Annotated in this window: 23 protein-coding genes; 7 read left to right on the top strand and 16 right to left on the bottom strand. The window is 46.4% G+C overall.

All coding sequences use genetic code 11. The features are described 5' to 3' along the window. Positions 1 to 37: 37 nt before the first annotated feature. Both TES5_RS02715 and TES5_RS02710 read right to left on the bottom strand, forming a co-directional pair. Positions 38 to 751, bottom strand: coding sequence for a M50 family metallopeptidase (locus tag TES5_RS02715; protein WP_068559541.1), 714 nt, complete (start codon positions 749 to 751; stop codon positions 38 to 40). A gap of 193 nt (positions 752 to 944) precedes the next feature. Next, a complete protein-coding gene (locus TES5_RS02710; protein ID WP_068559539.1) occupies positions 945 to 1,913 on the bottom strand; it encodes a DUF1002 domain-containing protein in 969 nt (322 codons plus the stop codon). A 366-nt stretch (positions 1,914 to 2,279) separates the two neighbouring features. Here TES5_RS02710 and TES5_RS02705 point away from each other — a divergent pair, with 366 nt between their 5' ends. Further along, positions 2,280 to 2,831, top strand: a complete 552-nt coding sequence (locus TES5_RS02705; RefSeq protein WP_072763674.1) for a tyrosine-type recombinase/integrase — start codon at positions 2,280 to 2,282, stop codon at positions 2,829 to 2,831. 156 nt (positions 2,832 to 2,987) lie between these two features. On the opposite strand, the gene TES5_RS02700 is transcribed toward TES5_RS02705, so the two are convergent. Both TES5_RS02700 and TES5_RS15325 read right to left on the bottom strand, forming a co-directional pair. Then, a complete protein-coding gene (locus TES5_RS02700) occupies positions 2,988 to 3,665 on the bottom strand; it encodes a PspA/IM30 family protein (RefSeq protein ID WP_068559537.1) in 678 nt (225 codons plus the stop codon). Between the two features lie 13 nt (positions 3,666 to 3,678). Then, entirely contained in the window at positions 3,679 to 4,833 is a 1,155-nt protein-coding gene (locus tag TES5_RS15325) for a hypothetical protein (protein ID WP_068559534.1), read from the bottom strand. A 271-nt stretch (positions 4,834 to 5,104) separates the two neighbouring features. Here TES5_RS15325 and TES5_RS02690 point away from each other — a divergent pair, with 271 nt between their 5' ends. The 4 genes from TES5_RS02690 to TES5_RS02675 all read left to right on the top strand — a co-directional run bounded on the left by TES5_RS02690 (position 5,105) and on the right by TES5_RS02675 (position 6,947). Further along, on the top strand, positions 5,105 to 5,659 hold the full coding sequence (locus TES5_RS02690; protein WP_068559532.1) for a redoxin domain-containing protein: 555 nt from the start codon (positions 5,105 to 5,107) through the stop codon (positions 5,657 to 5,659). A 175-nt stretch (positions 5,660 to 5,834) separates the two neighbouring features. Beyond that, on the top strand, positions 5,835 to 6,218 hold the full coding sequence (locus TES5_RS02685; RefSeq protein ID WP_068559530.1) for a hypothetical protein: 384 nt from the start codon (positions 5,835 to 5,837) through the stop codon (positions 6,216 to 6,218). 79 nt (positions 6,219 to 6,297) lie between these two features. Further along, the gene (locus tag TES5_RS02680; RefSeq protein ID WP_068559528.1) at positions 6,298 to 6,552 is read left to right on the top strand and encodes an AbrB/MazE/SpoVT family DNA-binding domain-containing protein; all 255 of its coding nucleotides are present in this window, start codon (positions 6,298 to 6,300) and stop codon (positions 6,550 to 6,552) included. Beyond that, positions 6,549 to 6,947 (top strand): type II toxin-antitoxin system death-on-curing family toxin, encoded by a 399-nt coding sequence (locus tag TES5_RS02675; RefSeq protein WP_083546373.1) that lies wholly within the window; start codon positions 6,549 to 6,551, stop codon positions 6,945 to 6,947. The genes TES5_RS02680 and TES5_RS02675 overlap by 4 nt, the downstream gene beginning before the upstream one ends. A 453-nt stretch (positions 6,948 to 7,400) precedes the next feature. Here the strand turns inward: TES5_RS02675 and coaBC are convergent, their stop codons facing one another. The 12 genes from coaBC to TES5_RS15125 all read right to left on the bottom strand — a co-directional run bounded on the left by coaBC (position 7,401) and on the right by TES5_RS15125 (position 19,096). Continuing rightward, on the bottom strand, positions 7,401 to 8,621 hold the full coding sequence (coaBC, locus tag TES5_RS02670; protein WP_068559526.1) for a bifunctional phosphopantothenoylcysteine decarboxylase/phosphopantothenate--cysteine ligase CoaBC: 1,221 nt from the start codon (positions 8,619 to 8,621) through the stop codon (positions 7,401 to 7,403). A gap of 33 nt (positions 8,622 to 8,654) precedes the next feature. Beyond that, a complete protein-coding gene (locus tag TES5_RS02665) occupies positions 8,655 to 10,124 on the bottom strand; it encodes a hypothetical protein (protein WP_068559522.1) in 1,470 nt (489 codons plus the stop codon). A gap of 102 nt (positions 10,125 to 10,226) precedes the next feature. Continuing rightward, positions 10,227 to 10,643, bottom strand: coding sequence for an OsmC family protein (locus TES5_RS02660; protein ID WP_068559520.1), 417 nt, complete (start codon positions 10,641 to 10,643; stop codon positions 10,227 to 10,229). A 131-nt stretch (positions 10,644 to 10,774) separates the two neighbouring features. After that, positions 10,775 to 11,014 (bottom strand): glutaredoxin-like protein NrdH, encoded by a 240-nt coding sequence (nrdH, locus tag TES5_RS02655; RefSeq protein ID WP_068559518.1) that lies wholly within the window; start codon positions 11,012 to 11,014, stop codon positions 10,775 to 10,777. A 118-nt stretch (positions 11,015 to 11,132) separates the two neighbouring features. Further along, entirely contained in the window at positions 11,133 to 11,786 is a 654-nt protein-coding gene (locus tag TES5_RS02650) for a YczE/YyaS/YitT family protein (protein ID WP_068559516.1), read from the bottom strand. A gap of 89 nt (positions 11,787 to 11,875) precedes the next feature. After that, positions 11,876 to 13,153, bottom strand: a complete 1,278-nt coding sequence (locus tag TES5_RS02645; RefSeq protein ID WP_068559514.1) for a dihydroorotase — start codon at positions 13,151 to 13,153, stop codon at positions 11,876 to 11,878. A gap of 29 nt (positions 13,154 to 13,182) precedes the next feature. Beyond that, complete coding sequence (locus TES5_RS02640) at positions 13,183 to 14,124, bottom strand: aspartate carbamoyltransferase catalytic subunit (protein ID WP_068559512.1); 942 nt, start codon at positions 14,122 to 14,124, stop codon at positions 13,183 to 13,185. A gap of 398 nt (positions 14,125 to 14,522) precedes the next feature. After that, positions 14,523 to 15,377 carry an LD-carboxypeptidase gene (locus TES5_RS02635; RefSeq protein WP_068559510.1) on the bottom strand — a complete coding sequence of 285 codons (855 nt, stop codon included), beginning with the start codon at positions 15,375 to 15,377 and terminating at the stop codon, positions 14,523 to 14,525. Between the two features lie 19 nt (positions 15,378 to 15,396). Then, complete coding sequence (locus TES5_RS02630; protein WP_068559508.1) at positions 15,397 to 16,191, bottom strand: ABC transporter ATP-binding protein; 795 nt, start codon at positions 16,189 to 16,191, stop codon at positions 15,397 to 15,399. After that, positions 16,184 to 17,080, bottom strand: coding sequence for an ABC transporter permease (locus tag TES5_RS02625; protein ID WP_068559506.1), 897 nt, complete (start codon positions 17,078 to 17,080; stop codon positions 16,184 to 16,186). Before TES5_RS02625 ends, TES5_RS02630 begins: the two co-directional genes overlap by 8 nt. Positions 17,081 to 17,085: 5 nt before the next feature. Then, positions 17,086 to 18,129 carry a tryptophan ABC transporter substrate-binding protein gene (gene trpX / locus TES5_RS02620; RefSeq protein ID WP_068559504.1) on the bottom strand — a complete coding sequence of 348 codons (1,044 nt, stop codon included), beginning with the start codon at positions 18,127 to 18,129 and terminating at the stop codon, positions 17,086 to 17,088. A 673-nt stretch (positions 18,130 to 18,802) separates the two neighbouring features. After that, complete coding sequence (locus TES5_RS15125) at positions 18,803 to 19,096, bottom strand: hypothetical protein (RefSeq protein WP_157080383.1); 294 nt, start codon at positions 19,094 to 19,096, stop codon at positions 18,803 to 18,805. Between the two features lie 671 nt (positions 19,097 to 19,767). Here TES5_RS15125 and TES5_RS02610 point away from each other — a divergent pair. Next, positions 19,768 to 21,471 carry an NFACT RNA binding domain-containing protein gene (locus tag TES5_RS02610; protein ID WP_068559500.1) on the top strand — a complete coding sequence of 568 codons (1,704 nt, stop codon included), beginning with the start codon at positions 19,768 to 19,770 and terminating at the stop codon, positions 21,469 to 21,471. Positions 21,472 to 21,804: 333 nt separating this feature from the next. Further along, a complete protein-coding gene (locus TES5_RS02605) occupies positions 21,805 to 26,187 on the top strand; it encodes an acyl-CoA dehydratase activase-related protein (protein ID WP_232309273.1) in 4,383 nt (1,460 codons plus the stop codon). Positions 26,188 to 26,218 lie beyond the last annotated feature (31 nt).

The following is a 26,218-nucleotide window of genomic DNA, read 5'->3' as shown; positions in this document are numbered from 1 at the left end:
TATAGAGGCGTTTCTTCAGCTTTTTGGATTGTCTGATTTAAACCAATAGTAATTGCAGCCAAGAGGGGGCGAAATACGCTCCGCCCATGGCAAGGAGAAAGAGGCCTTTCCAGATGATAGTAGGGATATATGTTTTAGTCGCCAAAGCTGTTCCGTCCCAATGGCTGTCATTTTTTAAAAGCAAAACAATGAAAAATTGATGGGCCAAACCAAGCATATACCAGACGACGAAACTGCTTGTGATGATGTCAACTGACTGATAAATCCTAATCAGAATGCTGGAGTCGTTCCGGTAGATCAAAATAGAAATACCAATAACAATCAGGATGATCAGATTCTGCCAAAAACTCTTTTCCCGAGCCAACAAATTCGTTAGTAGATAGATGCCCAAAAAAAGCGGAATGATCCAAAGCAACAGTCCCTGTAAATAGAGATAGGACATGACCACAAAGAACAATGCCTGCGAAACATAGCCGCCCAAAAGGCTAAAGAACATCCCCAACCCGCTGCGGTTTCCGATTTCGGCCAATCCGAGGATGCCGCTATTTTTGACGATTGCGGGCAGGACATTGAATTTTATCGACTGGATGCTTCCGCCCCATAAGCGCGCCGTCAGAGCATGGCCGCACTCATGGATGATGACGTTGGGGAGGTCCAGATAAATGCCGAACGTATACGCAAACCTGCCATGGCTGGAATAGTTGAAGTAAGCTACCGCAACAAAGAGAACAATCAATACGGGAAGGTCCATCAAACGAGTATCCTCCTTTCGATAAATGCATCAGTGCTCATTAAAGAGGATAACATGCAAATTGTATTTTTTTGTGAAGACGATAGGGAACTACCATGATTAAATCCAAACGAATCACCAAATAGCAAGAAGCCTTCCTTTCGACGTATACAGAAAGGGAGGCTTCTTCATTATCCGGTTGTTGAAGCTTGGGTTATTCGGTTTCGGTTGTAGTGCTGTCATTCCCGCCGAAAAGGTTCGTGAAGAATTGGACGATGGATTCCCAAATGCCCATGCTGTCTTCCTTCAGTTGTTCTTGATCAACAGTGCTCCAGGCCGTTTTTGCCTTCTCGAACAATTTTCCGCCAGTGGCTTGCAGTTCTTTACCGAAAGCTGCGATCTGTTCTTTTTGCTCGGCCGTCAGATTGATGTCACCGAAATTAATCATCAGATTTTGGATATTCGTGATGTTGTCCGCTGACAGAATACTGTCAAGATTATAGTTTTTCAGCACATCCTCGACTATCTGACGGATTTCATCTGCGCTGAGGGTGCCGTTGTTGGCATCCTTAGCTTCTTGGATATCCTGTTTCATTTCTACAATCGCTGCGTTCATCAACTCATCCGAATACCCGCTGTTGTCTTTATTTTCTTCGGTAACTGCAGAAGTAACAGCCAATTCTTCCTGGGCTACCCCTACAGCTTCAGAGTCCAATGTATTCCCTGAATCAGCGAAAGCTTTGTATACGCCTGCCAATGCCCCGGATCCGTCAACTGTGACGGCGGATGCCACCTTGATGTCCACATCCACTGCACCGGCTGTGATGGCGGCATTCTTGTATTGTGCCTCTGTGATGGAGGTGATTGTTTCAGGAGTCAGGATTTCCACCGAAACAGCACCATCGCTGTCGGCAGGCGTGATGTACGTGCTCGAATAGACTTGGCTATAAGGATAATCATCCTGCAGCAATCCGTTCAGTTCATTGACGGCCACAACCAACTCATTCGTCCCATCGGCCACTCCCAGTGTTTCTCTGGTTTCCTCCAGTTGGGCGGCATTCAGACTTTCGCCATAAGTGAAGATCGGTTCGATTGCGACTTTATCGGCGAATGCTGCCGGAGCGGTAATTCCCAATAAGGCCAATGAAGCCAGACCTGTTGTCATCATTTTTTTCAGTTTCATGGTTTAACCTTCTTTCTTTCGTAGCTTCCTAAAATTGTATCAAAGATAGACTACGAAATGTATTATGATTTTATTAAATAAGTATGAAGCTTCCGCGGCGCAAAGTCAAAGTATTCCCTAATAGGGGCCATTTGTACCGTTTCACGCACCGTTGTCCTTAGTCATGCGCGAAATCGTCTCAAAAATCGTTTCTGCAGCCGTTCAAATTATGAATTTGGATACCAAATAAGGGAACACATGTATAATTGTGTTCCCTATGAAACGTTGATTTATCAATGCCGAAATGGTATGCTTTTTTTAGCGAAATCACCCGAAACCCCCCGGATATCGGAGGGGATAAAATAGAGGAAACAAGAGGACATTTCAGTGAATACCACTCATGCAATCAAAGACATTAGCCAAATTCAAACATTGATGGACGTTTATCCGCCTCATTCGAAAAATCGCCTGCTGCTGGAGTATGCCATCCGTACTGGGTTGCGCATCAGCGACATCCTGAACGTGAAGGTAGGGCAAGTGCTAGGGAAAGAGTCGTATCAGATCGTCGAGATGAAAACGGGCAAGAAGAAGGAGCTGGCCATCCATGACCGCTTGAAGCAATCCATTTCGGATTACGTGGAACGGGAAGGGCTGACTGTTGCTGACTATTTGTTCTATTCCAACGCCGACAAGAGCAGCCATATCAAACGCACGCAGGCGCACCGCATCATCGCACATGCCGGGGATATGATCGGCATCACCTTGAGTGCCCATTCGCTGCGGAAGAGCTTCGGCTACCATTCCTATAAGCAGGGCGTCGATATTTCCTTGCTCCAGACAATCTTTCAGCACTCTTCGCAGGCGGTCACGCTCCGCTATATCGACATCACCCAGGAGAACATCAACAACGTATACAAACGGATCGATTTCGGATTTTAACACCCATAGAAAAATAACGTGTTTTGAGAGAGTTTCGTGATGGTGGGTACACATTCCCGATTGAAATCGCCTCAAAATGCGTTTCCACAAAAACAGCAAAAAGTACACCTTGCCATCTAAAGTCGGCAGGGTGCACTTTTTTAATTTGATGGTGATTTATAATCCCATATCTTTTTTCATTTTCTCAAGCTCATCTTCGACAGATGCCGAGCCTTGGCTGGCGTATTTTTCTTCCAGTGCCTTCGCTTCGTCGATCGGTGTCATGTTCAACTCGGACATCGCATTCGCTTCATCCAACATTTTGTCGGCTTTTTCTTCCATGCGTTCGAAAGAGCTCATGGCACCTTTCGTGCTTGCGATGGAATCCGTCGCTTTGTTGAGTGTTTCCTGGGTTTTGGCGACCGCCATCTTGGATTTGATCATTTCGCGGCGGGATTTGAGCGTTTCGATGTCGGTTGCCAGTTTATCGTGCATCTGACGCATCTTGACGGCATTCTCATGGGCTGAAGCGTATGAAGTCGCCAATCCGGCACCGACATTTTCCAATTCCTGCTTTTTGGTCAGGAAAATTCGGGCATCGTTCTCATTGGCAGCAGCCAAGGCTTTTTTGGCGTAGTCCGTATATTTGATGACTTCGGCCTGGTTCTCGTCGACCAAGCGTTTAGTCCGGGTTTCCTCAGCCATGACGCCGGCCGTGCTCCTTTTTACCTCAGCCAAATCTTCCATCATGTCGCGCAGGTATTGGTCGATCATCTTTTCCGGATTTTCCATTTTGTCGATCAAAGCATTGATGTTTGCACTGATGATATCCGAGAATCTCTCCAGTATTGCCATTTCCGTTTCCTCCTTAGGGTTTCATATCTTCCTTGGTTTCGTCTTCTGGCTGCGGGGTAGGGTTGATATCGGTTGTATCGGTTTGTTGCGGGACATCGGCATCATATTTTTTCGTCAGTTCTTCCGTCTCGGTGTTGCCGAACGTATCCAACGGCGTCTTGAGGATGTCTTCGGTTTGCTGCGCTTCCAGGTTCTTTTGTTTTTTGGCATGCCTCCACCACAAGAACAGAAGGGCGAGCAGAACAACAACGCCGAATACGATCAGGACCGTAATCCACGGGGAACGCGTCACTTCCATGATGCGATCCGCAGAATCTCGGAAAGCATGGCTGAAAAATTCTTCGTCCGTCTTATTGTCGTCGTAGTAATAGGAATCGATATAATCGAGCAAGACATCGCCGGCCTCCGTATCGATGACGGTGGCAGCCTGCGTACCGACAACATAATAATCCATGTACATGCTGGACTGATATTCGAAGAAGACCAACAGCAAGTGGGCTTCGTCCGCAAAAAGTTCGTCATACTTTTCGTTCGCAAAGCTTTCCAAATCCTCCATCGAAGGATTGGTCGATCCGTTGATGTCATCCGTCAAGTAAAGATAGGGTTGCACGCCAGTTTTCTCGTAAAAATGCTTCATACCGGAAGTCAATTCCGACCGGTTGCCGATCCAGCCAATCGTGTCCGTATAATAATCAGTTTCGGTTACTGAACCATCCGGAAGGGGCTCCCGTTCCACTGTGGAAAGGGTGATTTCATTGCCTCCACCCGAACTGGAGGTAGAGGAACCTGAATTGAAAGAAAAAATCAAACCAAAAACGACAGCCAGAATGATCACTATCAACGCAATCGTGCCGCATCCTAAGCCGCATCCCGGAGCGCCTCTGGGACCTCCACCTGAGAAGATAGGACCGCCGGATGAGGGGCCTCTGATGATAGGGCCGCTCCGGAAAATCGGGCCACTCGAACCGGAACGGGGGATATTAAACCCGCCGCCACCAAATGATCCACCACTTCCTCCGCGACTTCCACCACGACCGCCTTTGCTGCTGCCGAATGAACCGCTGCCAAAAGAGCTGCCGCGACCGCCGCTGCTTCGGCCACCGCCACCACGGCTGCCGCCGAATGAACCGCCTCCTCCACGTGAACCGCCACCGCCTCCTCTTGCCATATTCTACACCTCCTTATATGCTTGATTGCCTCATCAAAGTCAATCTATCACAAATTGTAAGCGCTGTTAATTTGTAGCTATTAGACAAATATGACAACAGCTACAGCCTTTGGAAAATCTCGTGGAATATATTCTGACAAGAAAATGTAACAATAACATCGACAAAATCAGAAAGAAACGGTAAGATGTTCTTACATGGAATCAACGTACCGGCATTAAAAATGGCACTCGAAGGAATAATCTTAAGGGGAAAGCGGAAGGAGTGGGCTACATGAAGTTGACCGAAGGAACAGAAATAGACGACTTTTTATTTTTGACGAAGAATGGAAATTGTGAAAGTTTCCAATCTCAGCTGAAACGCAATTTCACTGCAGTGATTTTCCTGAGACATCTGGGGTGCGGCATGAGCCAACTGGACATGCTGAAATACCGCGATGCCTACAAATTCCTCAAAGAACAGGGTATCGAAATCCTGATGGTGATACAGGGCACAGAAGCTGCTGTTGCCGAAAGAACTGCCAAATTGAACATCCCATTCACTGTCATAGCGGACCCAGAGCAGGAATTGTATGGGCACTTCAATATTCCTTCTTCAGAGTCAATGCGACAACTTGTATACGGCGTTTCTGAAGATAAATTGCTGGAATTCGACTATTATGGGATCGAATGTCAACGATTTGAGGGGAATGAATTACAACTGCAGGCGACAATCGTCGTCGATAGAAAAGGGCAAGTTGTCCTGAGCCATTACTCCGAAAACATCAGCGATGTGCCGTCTCCTTCTGAATTGTACCAAATGCTGCAAGCTGTACCTGTAAGAAGCTGAAAATAGAAAAAACATAGCGAACGCGCCCATATTCCGGCAATAGGAAAGGGCGCTTTCGCTTTTTCTTTTTCTTTGCCTGTATCGCAAATGCTCTGATTCGTTCAATCAGCTACTTTGGTGGTAATATAAAGGTACGAAGGTTGCTGGAAATGTTTCTGGAGCGAGGAGAGGTACTATGAAAAACGTGACGGTCAACAGAATAAAATTGGAGCAGTTTTTGCAAGGCCTGAAGGAAAGGGTGACTCCGGATCACGAGAGTCAAACGGAACAGGATATCCTGATGTTCATGGAAGAAATTGTGACAGAGCAAAGAAAAAACGTGAATTATGATGATCTGATCAGAAAGATCCAGTCCTATTCAGGTTGTAACCGTGCGTATCTCGAATCTGAGCTCGACATCCGCATGAACAAATTTCCACATGGTTCTTTAACAGAACTGGTGGTAAACAGCATGGATTCGGATGATTATCTCACATTGCTGGAAATCGAAAATCCAACTGCTTCCGATTTGGAATTCCTCGAAGAAGTCAAAGAAAAGCTGCTTGAATATTTCGATTGACGGGTATCAGAGCGTTTGTTCTTCACTATATAACTTGTATAATGTATAATGTGTATACAAATGATAGGAGGAATAGAAAATGACTCTGACAAAAGAAAATAAAGTTATTGAAAGAAAATTAAGAAAAGTCGGAAACAGTCTCGCGGTAACTATTCCGATGGAAGTGTTGCAGCAAATTGGCCTTAAAGAAGGGGACACCTTAGAATTTGATACACAGGGTGAAAAGGTAACAATGAAAAAGAAACAAGAAGTAATCACAGAGTCGTTTATGGAATTGGTGAAGGGGATTTGCGACAAAAATGATGAAGCATTGAAAGAATTGGTCGACAAATGATCGTTTCTTTGTCTGAAAGCCAACTCATTGCGATCAATGTATATCTCATTCAGCGATACTCTCCAGATGAATTGATTGGTGTAAAAGATTCTGGATCGTTGCATATGTGTGTCAATTCTGTTTATGCTACTGCATTTGGAGAAGAGGTTTATCCTTCAATCATTGAAAAAGCAGCGATCTTGTTTATCAACCTAGTCAAAAAACATTGTTTTCACAACGCAAATAAACGTACAGCCTTCGTTGCTTTAGAAGCCTTTCTGACATTGAACAGCAAAGAATTGTCACTCACGACAGATGAAGCAATTTCGCTATGTGTCAATGTTGCAACTTGGGATGAAAGTTTTGACGCCCTAAAGGATATGGTTATCAAAGAAATTTCTGAAAAGTTGACATAGCGCCCTCACATGCGTTCGGGGAAAATCTCGGGCGCTTTTTAGGTTGCGAATCTATATTGCCGGCAGATTACCTGATTAATCATCTTGACGTAAAATAAATTCAAACATATGTGTGGATACTCCAGAATGTTTTTGCATATTTGTCCAGTTGAAAAAAATTCAACGAGGAACATTTTCTCAAATAAAACAAAAAATAAGATTACTATCTGTGGCGATCCAGAATAATAGAAAAATACTGATAAATCTCTCCAAAAGCATAGGGTGAAGACCTTCTATTTAAATTTGGATATTCTAGTTTACATAATATATATTATACTAAGTTAAATCTAAAAATGATCATATACTGAGATAACCATAATCGTCCGGACCATACCGCATAAAAATAGCAAAATTGCGAAATAATCAACGTTATCGCAATTTTGCTACATATTATTATTTATTCGTCATTTTAACTTATCCCGCGTCAACATCATCATGCATCGAATCGATCGCTGCATACAAGATTTCTTCAGCAATCAAATCTTTTGACCGCACCGAAATTTGGATTGGTTCTTTATCCGCTTGAAAAATGGTCACTTCATTTGTTTCTTTGTTGAAACCTGCATATTCTTTCGAAACGTCATTTGCTACGATCATGTCCGCATTTTTGCGTTTCAGCTTATCCAGCGCATAATGTTCGACATCATTCGTTTCAGCCGCAAAACCGATCAAAAATTGGCCTGTTTTTCTTTTTCCTAGTTCAGCCAGAATATCTATCGTTTTCTCCAAAACCAAAGTTAAATCCTCGTTTGTTTTCTTGATTTTGACGTTTGCTTGTGTTTTCGGTCTGTAATCAGATACAGCCGCTGCCATGATGACCATATCTAGATTGTGAAATTTATCTAACACTTCTGATTCCATTTCTTCGGATGATTGTACGTAAATTGATTCGACTCCAAAAGGTATCGGCAACAGATTCGTTGCGGTTACCAATGTCACCTCAGCACCTAAATCACGGGCGGCTTTAGCCAAACTGTAGCCCATTTTTCCGGAAGAATCATTGCTGATGAATCTTACCGGATCGATGCGCTCTTTTGTTCCTCCTGCTGTGATGAGCACTTTTTTACCTTTCAAAGGCAGTTCTTTGGCGTTATTCAGAACGACCAGCTGTGCGGCCTCCACAATTTTTTCCGGTTCAGGCATGCGCCCTTTGCCTTCATAACCTTCAGCCAAAAAGCCTGTGTCAGGTTCCATGATTTCATAGCCGTAACTTTTCAGAGCTTCCATATTCCGGGCTGTAGCCGGATTCTCCAGCATATGTTGGTTCATGGCAGGCACAATCAGGCGTGGAGCCGTCGTAGCCAATAGCGCTGTCGACACAAAATCATCGGCAATGCCGTTCGCCATCTTGGCGACGATGTTTGCTGTTGCTGGCGCTATGACTGCAAGCTCCGTCCAATCTGCCAAATGGATATGACTGACGAACTGTGCATCTTTTTCATCGAAGGTATCTGTGTAGACGACGTGCTTGCTCAATACCTGGAATGTCAACGGCGTGACGAATTCCTGGGCCGAAGCGGTCATCGCGACTTTAACTTCGGCGCCCGCTTTGATGAATTTTCTGACGAGATCGGCTGCTTTATAGACTGCGATGCCGCCCGTTACATAGATGGTTACTTTCTTGTTTGTTAACAAATTATACGCCCCGCTTACATTCGACTATTTTGCTTACTTTTTGCCCTCATGGCTATCAATGAAGGCTCTTGCCCGACTGATGAATTCTTTCAACACTTTGATCCGGGCATATTCTTTTTGGGTCCCTTCGACTATGATCCACGGAGCATCTTTTGTGTCTGTTCTGGCGACCATCTCGTTCATCGCTTCTTCGTATTGCTCGAATTTTTCATGGTTCCGCCAATCTTCGTCGGTCAGCTTGTGATTCTTCTCCGGGTCGTTTTCCCGGTCCTTGAAGCGCCGTTTTTGCTCTTCTTTGTCGATCACGATCAGGAACTTAATGATCAACAAGCCGTCATGGACCAAGTTGTGTTCCATTTCATTGATTTCATCATAGGCAGCGGCCCAGCGGTGTTCTGGCGTGAAACCTTCCACCCGTTCAACCAATACGCGGCCGTACCAGCTTCTGTCATAAATGGTCATCTTTCCTTTTACCGGGAAAGTCTGATAGAAACGCCAAAGATAGTTATACCGGCTCTCGTTTTCCGTAGGTGCAGCAGTTGTGGCGACATCATAGCTGCGGGGGTCGATCAGTCTCGTTAATCGGCTGATTGCACCACCCTTGCCGGCTGCATCCGTCCCTTCGAACACAAGGATACACGGAATCTTTTTCAGCCACATTTCGTAGACCAATTGCCCCGCTTCTTCCTGCAGTTTTGGCAGCTGCGCCTCATACTCTTCTTCCATTATGGCGGCTTTCAGATCGACTTTGGCCAGTGGCTTTTCCTTCAGGCCGGAACGTATCGGCGCGGGTGGTTTCTTTTCGGTCTGCTCAAGATGACTTTTCAAAGTGCTGATTGCGATGCTGATCGCTTCTCGGGAAGCGTCTTTCAGATCCTCTGAAGAAATTACGTGCCACGGAGACGATTCGAAATTTGTGTTTTCCAGTATTTTATCGAAATGTTTCAAATATTTAGGGTACTTTTTGAGTTGTTTTTCATCGTCTTTCGTGATGAGGAATTCTCTGTAAGGATCTTCTTTCAGTTTCGAAATCCGTTTTTCCATCGTGTTTTCGGACTGGTGCAGAAACAGTTTCAGGACAATCGTGTTATCAGCAACCAGCATCCGCTCCAAGAAACTAATATAGCCAAGGTGATGTTCCAGTCGTTCATCCTTCACTTTCAGATCGTTCATGAGTTCAGAATAGAAACTCCGGTCAAAAAAAGCGATCCTCCCTTTTCCGGGTAAATCCCGTGCGAAACGCCACAAAAAAGGACGCTCTGCGTAATCGTCCAAGGCATCATCAAAGGCGCTTACTTCGAAATAACGCGGATCCAATTCTCTCGTCAGATCCTTCAATATATGCCCTTTTCCTGAGGATTCCCAGCCATCGACGACAATCAGCATGGATGAATCGCTACTGACCAATTTTCTTTGCAAAGCGGCCAATTCACTGCCGAGTTCAGACCTTTTTGTGCCGGATAATGTCTTGTCTTTTTTATCAAAATCAAAGTCCTTTAACATATGCTACGCCACCTTTTCTGCTTTTAACTATTTTATCACAAAACAGACTGATGCAAAGTGATACGGATTAGTTGATAATTGCAGCAGACGATTTAAAAGGCGCTATTCTGTGAAAGGGACAACTTCGATGGTGACATGATTGTAGTCACCGATGATTTTTGAAACTGGACAGCGTTTATGGGCGGATTGCGCAAGTTTCTCGACGTCTGCTAACTCCATGCCTTCGACTGAAACAAAGGCCTTCAGATCGAAATAAAAGCCTTTTCCGTCTTCTTCCCTGCAGAAATCGACATGCACTTGCACCTGGCTGCGTGCTTGGGCTCCTCTAGCTTTCAACAGAGCTTCGATGGTTGCGTTTAAACAGGTCGACCATGAGAGGCCGAATAATTGCTCCGGATTAAATCCAGGCAAATCTTTCAGTGGGTCCGACGTTCGTAAAGAAGACCCATCGGATACTCTGGCTATTCCGTTCAAACCCTCACTATTTATGACCTCTGTGTGATATAACGATTTTTCCATAAAATTTACTCCCCTTTCTTTCTAATTGTTGTTTTGTTTCCTCTATTTTAACACGACTCACCACAATTAGCAGAAAAAACAGCGCCGGATGCCCCTGAAAGGACAATCTGGCGCTGTTCGGATAACGGCGGCTACGCGGTGATCAATTGTTCAAGCAAATCAGGTCTGAAGCCGAAAAATGGCTCAACGCCATCAAAGACGACTACAGGCAAAGATTGGAAACCCAACTCTTTGACTTCAGCCAGGGCCACTTCGGATTCCTGGATATCTTTGATTTCATAACGGATGCTGTTGTCATCCAAAAATTTCTTTGTGAAATTGCACTGCATGCAATTTGGTTTCGTGTATACTGTGACATTCTTGTTCGACATGATGGTTCCCTCCATTGATTATCCGATAAAAACTTTTTTCGAATAAAGCTTATGGATACATCATACAGTATTATCGATTAAAAAACAAACCATATCTAGTGGTTTATGACTAAATGAATCAGTCCAGATCGATGGAGAGTTCCTGCGCAGCGGCCGAAGATCTGATTTTTTCATAGACGAAATTCATGCTTGGCGGGAAGAAAAGCATGCTGATGATGGTCCCTTCGCGTACGGTAATGGCGGTGTCGGTTGAGAATGCGATCAGCAAAGCAGCTGCGATCAACAACACATCGACTATTTGGCGCACTTTCCCGAAGTTGAAGCCGAAACGGTTACTGAAGGCCATACAAGCGCCCTCCAAAGGCATACTGATGTAATTTAAAGCCATCATCGATCCGACCCCGATTGCGGCTATGATGCCCCCTAAAATGACCATGGCGATCTTCACCCAGTACTGGTCGATCGTCAAACCGGAAAAAACTGTATAAAGCATCAGGTTCATCACTTGGCCGAGAATCAATGTGACAGGAATCTGAAACAATTGTCTGAGCGAAAAATCTTTTTTCATCAAAAGCCATTGGATGCCTACACATGTGATATTCAATATGATTGCCAGCGTTCCGATTTTGATGCCGGAAAGTTGGTTGATGCTCATGTTAAGGGCTTCATAGGCACCCACGCCGACGTTGGCTTTCACTGTGAAACTCGCCCCGATAGCGGTTATGGTGACCGCAACGATGACCAATAACATGTTCTTTAAATGTTTCGTCATTTTTTCACCTATCCATTCATTATTGTGCCTAGTCATTATAAAGAAATAAGCAACGAATTGCAATTCGCTGCTTACTCCGGGTCTTGCATTTATTTGGTGTAGACGACCTTGCCATCCACTAATGTATAAAGTGTTTCACCTTTGACTTTCCAGCCGGTGAACGGTGTATTTGTCGCTTTCGAAAGGAAGTCTTCGCTGCGGATTTCGTATTCGTTGGCCAAATCGAAGATGGCGATATCCGCTTGGGATCCGATATCCAGTGTCCCTGACCCCATACCGAACAATGCTGCAGGCTTGACGGTCATCCAATCGACCAGTTGTTTCAAGGTGAAGACGCCGCCCAAGACGAAGTTGGAATACATTAATTGGAAAGCAGTCTCGATGCCGACGATACCGAATGGAGCGCCGACCATACCGCCTTGTTTTTCTTCTTCGCCGTGCGGTGCATGATCGGTTGCGATGCAGTCGATTGTGCCGTCCAACAAACCTTCGATCAAGGCTGCGCGGTCTTCAGCGCCGCGCAATGGCGGGTTCATTTTGTAGATGGCAGTATCCGTTGGGATGGAACCATCGATCAGAATCAAGTGATGTGGTGCGACTTCGGCAGTGACATGGATCCCTGCGCGTTTGGCATCACGGATAACGCGTACGCTTTCTTTCGTGGAAACATGGCAGACATGGTAATGACAGCCTGTCGCTTCCGCCAAAAGCACATCGCGGGCGATTTGTGTCGATTCCGTAACGCTCAAGATTCCTGGCAGATTTAATTCGTCGGAGCGCGTACCTTTGTGCATCACGCCTCCGAACAACAGGGAGTCATCTTCTGTATGCGCAACAAGTGCGGCGTTGTTCTTTGCGGCTTCCTGCATCGCCAAATACATTGTTCCGGCCGTTTGGACACCGACACCGTCGTTGGTGAAGGCGAAAGCGCCGGCTTCCAATAATTGCTTCTGATCGGTCAGGACATCACTGCGCAAGTTCTCGGTGATTGGCGCGTACTGTTTGACTTTGATGATGGCAGTATCTTTGATCAGCTGTTGGATAGCAGCAAATTTATCTGCCGTATCCGGAACGGGATTCACGTTCGGCATTGCGCAGACAGTAGTGAATCCTCCGCGAGCAGCTGCCTGTGTGCCTGTTTCGATGGTTTCTTTATAGGTGAAACCTGGTTCACGCAAATGTACGTGCACATCTACCAATCCGGGAGTGACCAGACCACCCTTGGCATCGATGACGGTTGCATCAGCATCCGCTACCTGCAGATCCTGGCCGATCGCGGCGATCTTATCGTCTTTCACATATATCTCTACAGGAATAAGTTCCTCTTTTTGACCCAACATTTTCGCGTTTTTTATCCAAACTGACATGTTATCCCTCCACTGGTGAATTGTTATTGTTATCCGTTCGTTGTTCTTCCGTTTACGATGGCTTCCAAGATGGCCATTCTGGCAAAGACGCCATTTTTCATTTGCGTCACAATCCGTGAGCGGCGGCATTCCACTAGGCTATCCGCCAATTCCACATCGCGGTTGACTGGAGCGGGATGCATGATGATGGCTGTTTCCTTCATGCGGGCTTCCCGAGCGACAGTCAGTCCGAATTGATCCAGGTACTCTGCTTTTGTATAGCGCATTGCTTTACCGCCATGACGTTCCGTCTGGACGCGGAGCAGCATGATGACATCGACTTCGCCGATGATGTCATCAATGTCCATGTGCGTGCCGTATTGGTCGAAAGTAGGATCGTACCACTCTTCAGGACCTGTGAAATAAACGGTCGCTCCGAGGCGTTGCAGCATCTGCATGTTTGTTTTGGCGACGCGCGAGTGCGACAAGTCGCCGCAGATGGCCACCTTCACACCGCTGAAAGTATGGAACTTTTCGTAGATCGTCAAGAGATCAAGCAAGCACTGGCTTGGGTGCTGGCCGGCGCCGTCTCCGCCGTTCACGATGGACGCAGTAATGCCCGGGCTTTCGATCAACTCTTTGTAGTAGGCTTCTGCGCTGTGGCGGATAACGACCACATCCACGCCAATCGCCGATAAGGTCAGGACCGTGTCATAAAGCGTTTCGCCTTTGCTGACGCTGCTGGTCGAAGTATCAAAACCGATGACCTGCATCCCCAACTTATGCTCCGCCATTTCAAAGCTTTTGTGCGTGCGTGTGCTGTTCTCGAAAAATAAGTTCGAAGCGTAGATTCCCGCAGTCAAATTTCTGTCCGGTTGGACGCCGTTTTTGAATTCGGATGCACGCAGGATCAGGGACATGATTTCCAGATTCGTGAGTTCCTCGACACTTACAAAGTTTTTTAATGCGATCTGATTTGTCGTCTGCATCATTTAAAAGCCCTCCAATTAGTTTTTTTGTGAATGGAGGCAAAAAGAACCCGAAGAATTTGTAAGTTCTTCAGGTTCTAGGTCAGCCGCTCCCATATTTGGATACAGAGCGGCCATCTAGTGACCTTGCGGGCCTCACAGGACCCCCTTAAAGTCTCACATTCGCTATTAAATTGTGCGATAGGATAAATCTCCAGAAAAAAAGCCCATGGTCAAAGAGACAATGGGCATAAAGTCATGATGAAGGCGCAGTACGCCTGATATGCTCCTTAGTAGTCTCTCTGGACTCTCGTTAAAGGAAATTCATTCTGTTGCTAAAATAATAACGCGCATAGACACTTTTGTCAATGATGACTAAACGGATGTTGTGTTTTTTCGCAATCAAGCAAGATACAGTCCCCTCAGCCGATGCGGATCGGCTTGGAACGGTCATCATGTCCGATGAAGGCCGTTTCCCACACCGGGAACCCGTACCGCGAAGCATAGCCCCTGCACACAGCCAGAAAAGCGGCCTTTTTTCCATCCAACTCGATTTGCGTGAATTGCCCGATGAGCATACCATTGATTTTTTCGAACGCGACCAATTGTTCCAGTTGCGCCAACCCGCTGCACATCGCTTCGTACCTGCCGCCTGCCGATTCGAGGACCATCACTTTGTTTTCCAATTCCGGCCAATAAGGGGTCCCTGCCAGCTTCAGGAAACAACGCAGATTCCCGCCTGAAAAAACTACCGAAGATTGCTCAGAGGCACTGTTTCCGCCTATTCCGAACGTGCTGGTCCAGTCTGCATCGTTACCGCTGGATAAATCACGGAGGGCTTGTGTTTGGAATGCTTCCTCCTGGCTCACGAGCACTTTTGGGTTATAGAGGATATTCTGGATGCCGGTCTTGGCTTGGATCGCATTCACGATCACAGAATTATCGCTGTAGCCGAAGTAGGGTTTCGGATTCTTTTTTATGATCCCGAAATCGAGATAAGGCAATATTTCATTGGCTAAATCCCCGCCGGATAAGTCAAATATCGCTTTTACGCTCGCATCGGAATAAAGGGACAATAAAGCCCCTGCACGGGATGCAGGGGCCTCGGTTTGCTGTGTCTCTTTATCCAGGAAAAGTACGTCACTCATTACGGTCTCAAGGCCAAAATCATGCTTGAGTTTCCGGCTGAGCGACGAAACCATTTCCAGCGAGCGGTCATTATTCGTCAATCCGTTCGAGCAGCTGATGAAGCCAATCGCATCTCCCGGATGCCACATAAAGATCACTACCTTTCTGTCAGACCAAGATGTCTTGGATGGATAATTCCTGAAGTTCAGCAAACACTTTTTCGGGCGTCAATGTTTTCTTCGTTTCAGCGTCGTAATCGTTCATGATTTGACCGTGATGCAGCACCAGCATGCGGTTTCCGTACTGGATCGCGTCCTGAAGGTTGTGGGTGATCATGATGCTGGTAAGGTTGTTGTCGACCACTTGTTGATTCGTCAATTCCAAAACCAATTTGGCCGTTTTCGGATCCAACGCTGCCGTATGTTCGTCAAGCAGAAGGATATCCGGTCTTTTCATCGTTGCCATCAGCAGCGCGATGGCTTGTCTTTGGCCGCCCGACAAAAGCCCGATATCAGAGCCCATACGGTTTTCCAGGCCTAAGCCCAATTTTTTCAGTTCCTCTTTGAAGAATGCTTTTTCTTCGTGTGAAGTCCCGAAGCGCAGCGTCCGTTTTTGGCCTCTGCGGTATGCCAAGGATAAGTTTTCCTGCACCGTCATCCGTGGAGCGGTCCCCATTTTTGGATCCTGGAAGACCCGACTGATGTATGGCGCGCGCTTATCTTCTTTCAGGAATGTAACATTTTGTCCGTTTACGATGATATCGCCTGTATCAGGCAGGAAGTTTCCGGAAATGGCATTCAACAGGGTTGATTTGCCTGCTCCGTTGCCTCCGACCAAGGTGATGAAATCGCCTTGTCTGACCGTCAGATTGACGTCCTGCAGGGCGTTGACCTGATTGGGTGAACTAGGGTAGAACGTTTTGGAGACATGTGACATCGTCAACATCGCTTCATGATTAGTCATTTCGCTTCACCTTCTTTCGCAATGAGTACATGTAGTAGGTTTCCTTGATTTTCGGCAACGCCAAGAAGAAGGTCAACAATACGGCTGAAATCAACTTGAAGTCATTCGGATTCATGCCGGCTTCCAATACCATCACCATGATCAAGCGGTACAGGACCGAACCGAGCATCAGGCAAACCAAACGCATTTTGAAAGAGACGTTCGTGAACAATACTTCGCCGATGATGATCGAAGCCAGACCGATGACAATCGTTCCGATACCCATGCTGATGTCGGCGTAGCCATTGTCCTGGGCGATGATGGACCCGGCCAATGCGACGATGCCGTTCGAAATCATCAGGCCGACGATTTTCATCGTATTTGTGGAAATACCCAATGAGCGGGCCATCGCTTCATTGTCACCTGTCGCGATGACAGCTTGACCGAATTCCGTTTTGAAAAAGATGACGTAGAGCCCAATAATCAATACGACTACCAACAAGCCCAACGTAATCGTGTCGAAATGTCTTGGGAGATTCATGTTTTGGAAAACGGTGAAAATCGTATCCTTGCCCAACAGACTGATGTTTGCTCTACCCATCACGCGCAGGTTGATGGAATAGAGGCCAGTCATCGTCAGAATACCCGCCAAAAGGCTGGGAATCTGCAATTTTGTGATCAAAAAACCAGTTATCAGTCCGGCTGAACTGCCGGCAATGATGGCAAATATAATAGCGATATAAGGATTGGCGCCTAAAGTGATGGCTTGAACAGCGACAGCCGCACCGAGGGGAAATGAACCCTCGGTAGTCATGTCAGCCAAATCCAATATACGGAAACTTACAAATAAACCCAGTGCCAGAATACTCCAAAGCAACCCTTGGGAGACGGCGGAAATAATCATGTTCATTAAATTTACTCTCCTTCACCTACAAAGATGGCGTTCTGTGCGATATCATCAGGAATCGTGATGCCCAATTGGTCTGCTTTTGCTCGATTGATGACCAGTTGGATCCCAGTCGCGTACTGTACCGGGTAAGTAGCGGGATCGGCCCCAGCCAGGATATCAGCCGCAACAGCACCCGTTTGAGTTCCCAATGCATATTGATTCAAACCGATTGTCGCTAATCCGCCTTCTTCAACCATCGTGTCCACAGCAGGGAATACCGGGATGTTGTAAGAATCCGCAACCGGGATCAATGTCGCCAATCCGCTTGCGATAGTATTATCTGTCGGTACGTAGATAGCATCCACTTCGGAAGCAAGGCTTTCAGCGACTTGCGCGATATCGTTCGTTGAAGTGACTGTTTTCGTGACGGTCTTCAAGCCTAATGAAGCAGCAATTTCTTCAGCCTCTTTAGCGGAACTGATTGAATTGTCCTCTGCTGATGAGTAAAGGATACCGACCGTTTTGACATCAGGAAGCAATTGTTGAATCAAAATAAACTGATCGCGGGCCGGAGTCTTGTCGCTGACGCCGGTGATGTTGCCGCCCGGTTTTTCCATTGACTGCACAAGGCTGGCAGCCACCGGATCCGTGATGGCTCCCAAAATGATCGGAATATCGCTGGATGCGTTCGCCAAGGCTTGTGCTGCAGGGGTAGCGATGCCGATCATGATGTCCGCGTCATTCGAAACGAACCGCTCCGCTATCGATTGCATATTGGACTGGTCGCCTTGCGCATTTTGGAAATCGATCGTTGCCGTTACGCCGTCCACATATCCGGCCTCTTCCAATTGGTCGATAATACCTTCCCCAATCTGATCGAGTGCCGGATGGGTAGTCAATTGCATAATACCGATGTAAGGCAAATCCGAGTTGATGCTGTCGGTGGAGCTTGCTGCAGAACCGTCCGAAGAGGTGTCCGCATTATTGCCCTCCGTATTGCCGCATGCCATTAATACTGTCGCTGCCATTAAGGTCAAGATGCTTGCGCGTACTCTGAATAATTTGTTCATTTCTGATTCCTCCAATGTTTCTGCTTCTTATTTTGTAAAAAGGTGATAAAAAAACCGCCATCTGAACCAAGTATGGCGGCTGAATACAGAAAACGCCACACAGACCGATATTGTCTATGTGGCGGCTTAAATATCTTTAGTAATCCACATAGATACTGTTCAGATGTTTCATCTGAGGCTGTATCTATGGACAATCAATACGTCACAAAGAACAACCTACTCCACGTGGCTTTGCCAATCAAAAAAATTCATTTCGGAAACGCGAGTATATGCTGACATGCTTGATTGCTCCTTTATGATTGATAATTCAATAGTAACCAATGCGAAAAACAAAGTCAAGAGTAGGATTAGAAAAAGATGAGGTATTCTCATATTGTCTTCCGCTTCCTTTCCGCAAAACAAAAAGCATGATCAAGGAACAACCCTGTGATCATGCTTTTTTCCTTTGATTGACCCAAAAAACTTCGGGGGAAGCTCAAGTTGGCCTACAAAATGAATGCACCTTTTTTGTGTATACAGGTAATCGAAGGGTGCTGAATGAAGGATGGATATGCATTGAATAATGGCAGTATACGTTTGCTGATTTAGCTTACGAAAAAATGAGCAAAACACCATACCTTGCAATTTTGCTGATTCATCCATTACGTACTCCATCCCCCCAAGGTTATTTCTCTCACCACAAAGCGATGAGATTTTTAATAAACGACAAGCCCCCAAGTCCACTTGTCGCGATGGATTCAGTTTGGATATCACAATCCTTTTCTTCTGCAACACCGCACGGAGAAATGCTGACGACTTTTTGTTGGTGGTTATGAAGGAACAGCAGGCCCCCATTATGACGGGCTCCAATCATAATGGTGCTGATATTCAATAACGCACAAGGTCCAGCAAGCCGCAACCGCTTCCATGTTTCGATTACTTCCCTAGTATAAGTCACTGACTGTGTAAAAGCAACATTAAATGTCATTTTATTTACTTTTTATTTTCAGGTTCAATGATCAAGTTGCGCCCTAGCCTGATCATTGATTTCCTGGAGTGTTATTTGATGAAACGAAATTCTAAAAAAATGTTAGCCAGAGATTCCAGGAGTATACGATTAAATACTTATATATAAGCATTTCATCGTACTATTATTACACTGTATCCACACGTTCGATACGTTTTTCGCAAGAGATATCGGACATATTGCACATAGGTGTTCATTAAATTCCGATAAATAAAAAAAACGAACCGAAATATCAATATGCTGTTTGTTTAATCGTGGAACTAACAGTATTTTGTTTCATCCCCGCCTTTGCCTGCTTGGGCATCTGGACATCCATTTTTTCAGGCCCGGTATTTATTGATAATAGCTTCCAGCATTGCAAAGGGGTAGCTTATCAGCTATCGACATCAGGACCGGTCGTTTTTTAAAACTGCCTATTTGGAACATGTGTTTATTTGCGGGAATTCTTTTTCAGAAAAATAAAAGTAAAAACCCGAAAATTTTCGCATATTTTTTCTTTATTCTAACATTTTCATAACCATTAAAACTTATGTTTTTTTCGTTAATAGGATACGAAAAAGAAACAGGACAGACGTCGGAGATGATATGGTATAATGAAAGGCGTATATTGACATGTACTAGGAGGTGTTCTCATGTCTTTTGATGGTGTATTTACACGTGCCATGGTCAAGGAATTGAACCGCGACCTGGAAAACGGCAGGATCAGCAAGGTCTATCAACCGTTTCAACACGAAATTATTCTTACCATACGAGCCAATCGGAAAAACAAACGGGTATTGCTGTCAGCTCACCCATCCTACGCTCGGATACAAGTAATCAATGATAACTTATCCAATCCCGATTCCGCGCCTAATTTCTGTATGGTGTTGCGCAAAAATCTGGAGGGTGCCTACATCGAAGACATCAAACAATTGGGCAACGACCGGATCGTCATTTTCTCGTTCCGGAATTTCGATGAACTCGGCGACCAGCGCCAGATGGAATTGATCATCGAATTGATGGGTCGCCACAGCAACATTTTCCTGATTGATAAACAAACCAGGATGATCATCGATTGCCTGAAGCATGTGCCGTTTTACCAAAACAGTTACCGGCCGCTGCATCCAGGTGTCACCTATCAGTTGCCGCCTCATCAGGACAAAGCGAGCCCTTTTGAGATGGACAAGGAGGAACTGGCATCTGTCGCGGCCACATTCAACGATGAATTACCGCTATTCAAATCCTTGCAAGGAGCTTTTCAGGGCTTGGGCAGCGATTCCGCAATGGAAATCAGCTATTATACGGAGCAGGATGGATTGTCTGCAGCGGATGCGATTCTCGCATTTAAACAACAGCTGGACACAGCTATCCCGACATTGACCGAGGAACCCGCAAAGAAACAACATTTTACCCCCTTCCCGTTCCGTAGTCTTCCGGGAGAGAAAAGGCATTACGACAGCCTCAGCGAATTGTTGGACGCCTACTATGATGAAAAAGCATCCCGGGACCGCATCAACCAAGTGGCTTCCGAGCTGCTCCATATCGTCAACACGGAACGCAAGAAGAACCAGCTGAAGCTGAAGAAACTGGACCAGACGCTGTTGGAGACGGAAAAAGCTGATGTCTACCGGATCAAGGGAGAGATCTTGACGGCCTATCTGCATCAAATGAAAAAAGGCGATCTGGAAGTGACGCTCAACAACTTCTACGATGATGAGAATCCGATCACGATTGCCTTGAATCCAGCGCTGACCCCTTCCCAGAATGCCCAAAAATATTTTTCCAAATATCAGAAGCTCACCACTGCCGTCACATACGTGAATGAGCAGATCGAGCAGACCCTTGCGGAGAACGAGTATCTGGAATCCATCGAAACGCTGATCCAACTCTCCGATCCGCAGGACTTGGAGGACATAAAGGACGAGCTGCGCGAATCCGGATATTTGAAGAAAAAGTACAAAGGTAAACAGAAAAAGCACAAAACCAGCAAGCCCCACAAATTCCTGTCATCGGACGGCACGACCATCCTGATCGGAAAGAACAATGTGCAGAACGATCAATTGACGCTGAAGACGGCAAAAAAATCGGATATTTGGCTGCATGCGAAAAACATACCCGGTTCGCATGTCATCATCGAAAGCAATCACCCTTCCGAAGAGACACTCTTTGAAGCGGCGAGCTTGGCCGCCTATTATTCCAAGTTCCAGAATTCTTCGAACGTCCCTGTCGACTACGTTGCGGTCAAGAACATCCGCAAACCAAACGGCGCGAAACCCGGCTTCGTCATCTACGAAGGCCAAAAAACCCTTTATGTGACGCCGGATAAGGAATTGGTCCGGACGCTGAAGGCTGATTGAGAGAAGGTTTCCGTGGTGTCGCAAGATCGATAGTATAAAGTCTGCTTCTCCTTAAACGTGCTTTGGGGGCTGTCTCAAAAATGAGACAGCCTTTTCTCTGTAGTTTGGTGGGTTATCTCTGAGCATTATTGTGCTTTTATAGTTGAGATGTTCCGGATCGTACCGTCTTGTTCAATGATTTTTATTGTATATTTTGTATATTTTGTATATTTTGTTTTTTTCCTATATAATCAAGTAATGGAATGAACACAAAATAGCCGTAAATATTTTTCTGTTATGTTAAATATTACTATTCATCGCAATTAAAACGATATTCAGGAGTGAATAATTATTATGCCAAAACCAATGCGGATCGGGATAGACGTCGGATCTACAACGATAAAAATCGTCGTCTTAAATGAAAAGGACGAGACGGTATTTTCAAAATATGAGCGCCATTTTTCCGATGTTAAAAACGCAATAAAAATGATTTTCACGGAAGCACATGAAATGTTAGGGAATATCACCTTCACTTTGGAAATTACCGGAACCGGTGGAATTGGTTTGGCGGAATTGTTGGATATCCCCTTCATCCAGGAAGTCATCGCATGCACCAAAACAGTCGAAGCGCTCATACCCGAGACGGATGTCGTAATTGAGCTAGGCGGTGAAGATGCGAAAATAACCTTTTTCGAAGGTTCTTTGGAACAACGAATGAACGGTAGTTGCGCAGGCGGAACAGGCGCCTTCATTGATCAGATGGCAGATCTGCTGAAAACCGACGCAGCTGGTCTGAATGAGCTTTCAAAAGGACACCACACCATCTACCCGATTGCATCCCGTTGCGGCGTATTCGCAAAAACCGATGTCCAGCCGCTTATTAACGACGGCGCCCGGAAGGAAGATATCGCGGCGAGCGTTCTGCAAGCTGTCGTCAATCAGACGATTGCCGGATTAGCATCGGGTCGAAAGATAAAAGGCAAAGTGGCCTTCCTGGGCGGTCCGCTCTGTTTTATGAGCGAACTGCGTAATCGTTTCATCGAGACGCTGAAACTTGCGCCTGAAGATATCATTTTTCCGGATAATCCCCAATTGTTCGTCGCAATCGGTGCCGCTTTGTCTTCCGAAGGCAATGAAACAACTAGTTTCCCGGCATTATTCCGTCAGATGAACACGAAAAACAATCAAGCACTTACGCCCGACGTCACTTTGCCTCCTCTGTTCAAAGACGAAGCAGAGCTGACGGCTTTTCGATCCCGTCATGCACAAGCGCAAGTCAGTCGATCGCCATTGGAAGATCATATCGGCGTCGCTTTTCTGGGTATAGACGCCGGATCGACCACGACCAAAGTGGCGCTGATCAATCCGGAAGGCGAGCTGCTATACACCTATTACGGCAATAACGAAGGCGAACCTTTGCAGGTGACCATGGGCATCCTTGAAGATCTCTATGCAAAAATGCCTAAGAACAGCTACATCGGCAAAGCCTGTGTAACCGGTTACGGTGAGGCTTTGCTAAAAAATGCGCTTGTGGTAGATTTGGGCGAAGTCGAAACCATTGCCCACTACAAAGCGGCGAGCAGATTTCAACCGGACGTGGACTTCATTTTGGATATCGGCGGACAGGATATGAAAGCCATGACCATGGGCAACGGCATCCTCTCCTCCATCCAGCTCAATGAAGCTTGTTCTTCCGGCTGTGGGTCTTTTCTTGAAAACTTCGCGAAAACATTGAAGTATGACATCAAAGATTTCGCGGAAATTGCCTTGGAGGCGGATCATCCTGTCGATCTGGGATCGCGCTGTACGGTCTTCATGAATTCAAAAGTGAAGCAAGCGCAGAAAGAAGGTGCCACGATTGCGGATATCTCTGCCGGCTTGTCCATCTCGGTCATCAAGAACGCCCTCTACAAAGTCATAAAAATCAAACGTCCGGAAGATTTAGGTGAAAAGATTGTCTGCCAAGGCGGGACCTTCTACAACGAATCGGTCCTGCGCGCCTTCGAACTGATCAGCAAGCGCGAAGTCATCCGCCCCAACATCGCCGGATTGATGGGGGCTTATGGTTGTGCGCTGATCGCAATGGAAGCTTTCGAAGCCGGTGATGTGTCCGCGATCATCGATGCCGACAGCATAAAGGATTTTACAGCTGATAAGAAACAAACGCACTGCACCCTTTGCGAAAATAATTGCCTGATGACCGTGACGGTTTTCAAGGATGGCCGTCGTTTCGTAACCGGAAACCGTTGCGACAAAGGCGCCCAGATTACAATCGAAAAGCACGACGAAAAAATCAATCTGGTCGATTACAAATATAAACGTCTGTTCGACTACAAACCGCTGAAGAAAAAAGAAGCGTCGCGAGGGACGATCGGCATCCCTCGTGTGTTGAACCTATACGAGAACTATCCTTTATGGTTCACGGTATTCAATGAGCTGGGCTTCCGCGTGGAACTATCAGGCCGCTCCTCCAAGAAACTGTACGAAACGGGAATCGGAACGATTCCCAGCGATACCATCTGTTACCCTGCCAAAATGGTTCATGGCCATATACAGCAATTGATCAACAAAAAGGTGGATGTGATTTTCTATCCGAGCGTAATATTTGAAACAGTCGAATCGAAGCATGCGGACAACCATTTCAACTGCCCCATCGTGCAATCCTACCCGGATGTCATCCGCATGAACATTGATGAAATCCGCAGTGGTGCCCAGGATTACCGGAACCCTTTCTTGAACCTGAACGATAAGGATCAAGTCATCGCGGCTTTGACCAAGACCTTTTCCGACGGGGTTATCTCCAGGGAGGAGATGGCAGACGCCGTCGAGAAGGGATTCAGCGAACTGAATGCCTACAAAGCCGACATGCAACAGCGAGGGGAGGAAGCCATCGAACAAATTGTCCGGAATAACGAGAAAGGCATCGTCCTGGCCGGGCGCCCTTACCACTCTGATCCGGAAATCAATCATAGCATCAGTGAAGTCATCATCGCGTACGGATTCCACGTTCTGACGGAAGACAGCATTTCTCATCTGGAGGATGTCGACGATCTGCGGGTTGTGAACCAGTGGACCTACCATTCCCGCCTCTATGCGGCGGCTCGCGTCGTCACAAAGGTTAAAAACCTCGAGATGGTCCAATTGAATTCCTTCGGTTGCGGCATCGATGCCGTCACGACGGATCAGGTCAGTGAGATACTGAAGCAATACGGCAAAATCCATACGGTTCTGAAAATCGATGAAGGACAGAACCTAGGCGCCATCCGGATCCGGATCCGTTCCCTGAAGGCAGCCATGGCGGAACGCGACAAAGAGCACTTCGAGCCGAAAAAACTATACGAAACGCCGCCGCAAATCATCTTCACAAAGGAAATGCGCAAAAACCATACGATTTTGGTGCCAATGATGAGCCCAATCCACCAGAACGGATTGATTGAAGTGGCGTTGAGCAGCTTGGGCTACACTATCGTCCAACTGAATAGTTCTCTCCAGGAAGAGGGTCAGGACGATATTTCGGAAGGCTTGAAGTTCGTCAATAATGACGCCTGCTATCCTGCCATCATCACCATCGGGCAGATGCTGAAGGCGCTCGAAAGCGGGAAATACGACTTGCAGAATACGTCCGTATTGCTTACCCAAACAGGCGGCGGCTGTCGGGCGACCAATTACATTCCTTTGCTGAGAAAAGCGCTTGTGGATGCAGGATTCCCTCAAATACCCGTAGTCAGCTTCTCGATGGGCAACAAAGGTGTTGAACAAAGTCCGGGTTTCAAGGTCACGCCGGTCATGCTACAACGCCTGCTGATCGCCGTTTTGTATGGCGATTTATTCGAACGTGTCGTGTATCGCACCAGACCTTATGAAGTCGTAAAAGGTAGCGCGGATGCCCTGCATGCCCAATGGCTGAAACAGGTGAGAGCAAACGTCGAAAACGGCTCCTTCCACTTGTTCAATAAAAACATGAAAGCGATCATCCGTGATTTCGACACCCTGCCGATCCGCAACGAAATAAGACCACGTGTCGGCGTGGTCGGTGAAATACTCGTGAAATACTCGGCGACTGCCAACAACGACCTTGTCAGAATTCTGGAAGAAGAAGGCGCAGAGGCAGTCGTGCCCGATCTGATCGGCTTCATGAACTACAGCTTCTATAACCAAGTGTACAAAACGGATGAATTGGGCTTCTCAAAATCCAGCAAACGGCTGGCGGAAGCCATGATCAAAGCCATTGAAATGTGCGAAAAGCCGATGGACAAAGCTTTACGCGCATCGGAGCGTTTCGACGGCATCAGCGGCATCTATGAGTTGGCTGAGGGAGCAGCATCGATTCTCAATATCGGCAACCAGACCGGCGAAGGCTGGTTCCTTACCGGCGAAATGGTCGAATTGCTGAAAAGCGGAACAAACAACATCATCTGCATGCAACCATTCGGCTGCCTTCCGAACCACATCGTCGGCAAAGGTACGCTGAAGGAACTGCGCAGCCAGTATCCCACATCCAATATCACAACCATCGATTATGATCCGGGCGTTTCTTCCGTGAACCAGTTGAACCGCATACGCTTGATGCTGTCCACTGCCAAAAAGAATCTTCCAAAATCTGGTGAAGAGTCCCGACTTGAGGCTACGAGGACAGACAAGCTTCCCGAATTGAAAAACCGTTTTACGCCGAAAGGAAACCAAACTTACGGAAATCTAGCTGAAAACAAGCAACTGCGTAACAATAGAACCAATTGAACGTTGAGCTGTCTCTAAAATGAGGCAGTTT

Source organism: Trichococcus sp. ES5 (genome assembly GCF_900067165.1).
In the GTDB taxonomy this organism is placed as follows: domain Bacteria; phylum Bacillota; class Bacilli; order Lactobacillales; family Aerococcaceae; genus Trichococcus; species Trichococcus flocculiformis.
This window is presented reverse-complemented; position numbering and strand designations above follow the sequence as displayed.

Excerpts from the sequence above, each read along its gene's own strand:
- TES5_RS02675 (WP_083546373.1), top strand. The coding sequence starts at position 6,549 with ATGATCGTTTCTTTGTCTGAAAGCCAACTCATTGCGATCAATGTATAT.
- TES5_RS02650 (WP_068559516.1), bottom strand. The coding sequence starts at position 11,786 with ATGACGAAACATTTAAAGAACATGTTATTGGTCATCGTTGCGGTCACC.
- TES5_RS02685 (WP_068559530.1), top strand. The coding sequence starts at position 5,835 with ATGAAAAACGTGACGGTCAACAGAATAAAATTGGAGCAGTTTTTGCAA.
- TES5_RS02610 (WP_068559500.1), top strand. The coding sequence starts at position 19,768 with ATGTCTTTTGATGGTGTATTTACACGTGCCATGGTCAAGGAATTGAAC.
- TES5_RS02630 (WP_068559508.1), bottom strand. The coding sequence starts at position 16,191 with ATGACTAATCATGAAGCGATGTTGACGATGTCACATGTCTCCAAAACG.
- TES5_RS02715 (WP_068559541.1), bottom strand. The coding sequence starts at position 751 with ATGGACCTTCCCGTATTGATTGTTCTCTTTGTTGCGGTAGCTTACTTC.
- TES5_RS15125 (WP_157080383.1), bottom strand. The coding sequence starts at position 19,096 with ATGACATTTAATGTTGCTTTTACACAGTCAGTGACTTATACTAGGGAA.
- TES5_RS02665 (WP_068559522.1), bottom strand. The coding sequence starts at position 10,124 with ATGTTAAAGGACTTTGATTTTGATAAAAAAGACAAGACATTATCCGGC.
- TES5_RS02690 (WP_068559532.1), top strand. The coding sequence starts at position 5,105 with ATGAAGTTGACCGAAGGAACAGAAATAGACGACTTTTTATTTTTGACG.
- TES5_RS02635 (WP_068559510.1), bottom strand. The coding sequence starts at position 15,377 with ATGTGGCATCCGGGAGATGCGATTGGCTTCATCAGCTGCTCGAACGGA.
- TES5_RS02625 (WP_068559506.1), bottom strand. The coding sequence starts at position 17,080 with ATGAACATGATTATTTCCGCCGTCTCCCAAGGGTTGCTTTGGAGTATT.
- nrdH (WP_068559518.1), bottom strand. The coding sequence starts at position 11,014 with ATGTCGAACAAGAATGTCACAGTATACACGAAACCAAATTGCATGCAG.
- TES5_RS15325 (WP_068559534.1), bottom strand. The coding sequence starts at position 4,833 with ATGGCAAGAGGAGGCGGTGGCGGTTCACGTGGAGGAGGCGGTTCATTC.
- TES5_RS02680 (WP_068559528.1), top strand. The coding sequence starts at position 6,298 with ATGACTCTGACAAAAGAAAATAAAGTTATTGAAAGAAAATTAAGAAAA.
- trpX (WP_068559504.1), bottom strand. The coding sequence starts at position 18,129 with ATGAACAAATTATTCAGAGTACGCGCAAGCATCTTGACCTTAATGGCA.
- TES5_RS02700 (WP_068559537.1), bottom strand. The coding sequence starts at position 3,665 with ATGGCAATACTGGAGAGATTCTCGGATATCATCAGTGCAAACATCAAT.
- TES5_RS02605 (WP_232309273.1), top strand. The coding sequence starts at position 21,805 with ATGCCAAAACCAATGCGGATCGGGATAGACGTCGGATCTACAACGATA.
- TES5_RS02640 (WP_068559512.1), bottom strand. The coding sequence starts at position 14,124 with ATGATGCAGACGACAAATCAGATCGCATTAAAAAACTTTGTAAGTGTC.
- TES5_RS02645 (WP_068559514.1), bottom strand. The coding sequence starts at position 13,153 with ATGTCAGTTTGGATAAAAAACGCGAAAATGTTGGGTCAAAAAGAGGAA.
- TES5_RS02710 (WP_068559539.1), bottom strand. The coding sequence starts at position 1,913 with ATGAAACTGAAAAAAATGATGACAACAGGTCTGGCTTCATTGGCCTTA.
- TES5_RS02660 (WP_068559520.1), bottom strand. The coding sequence starts at position 10,643 with ATGGAAAAATCGTTATATCACACAGAGGTCATAAATAGTGAGGGTTTG.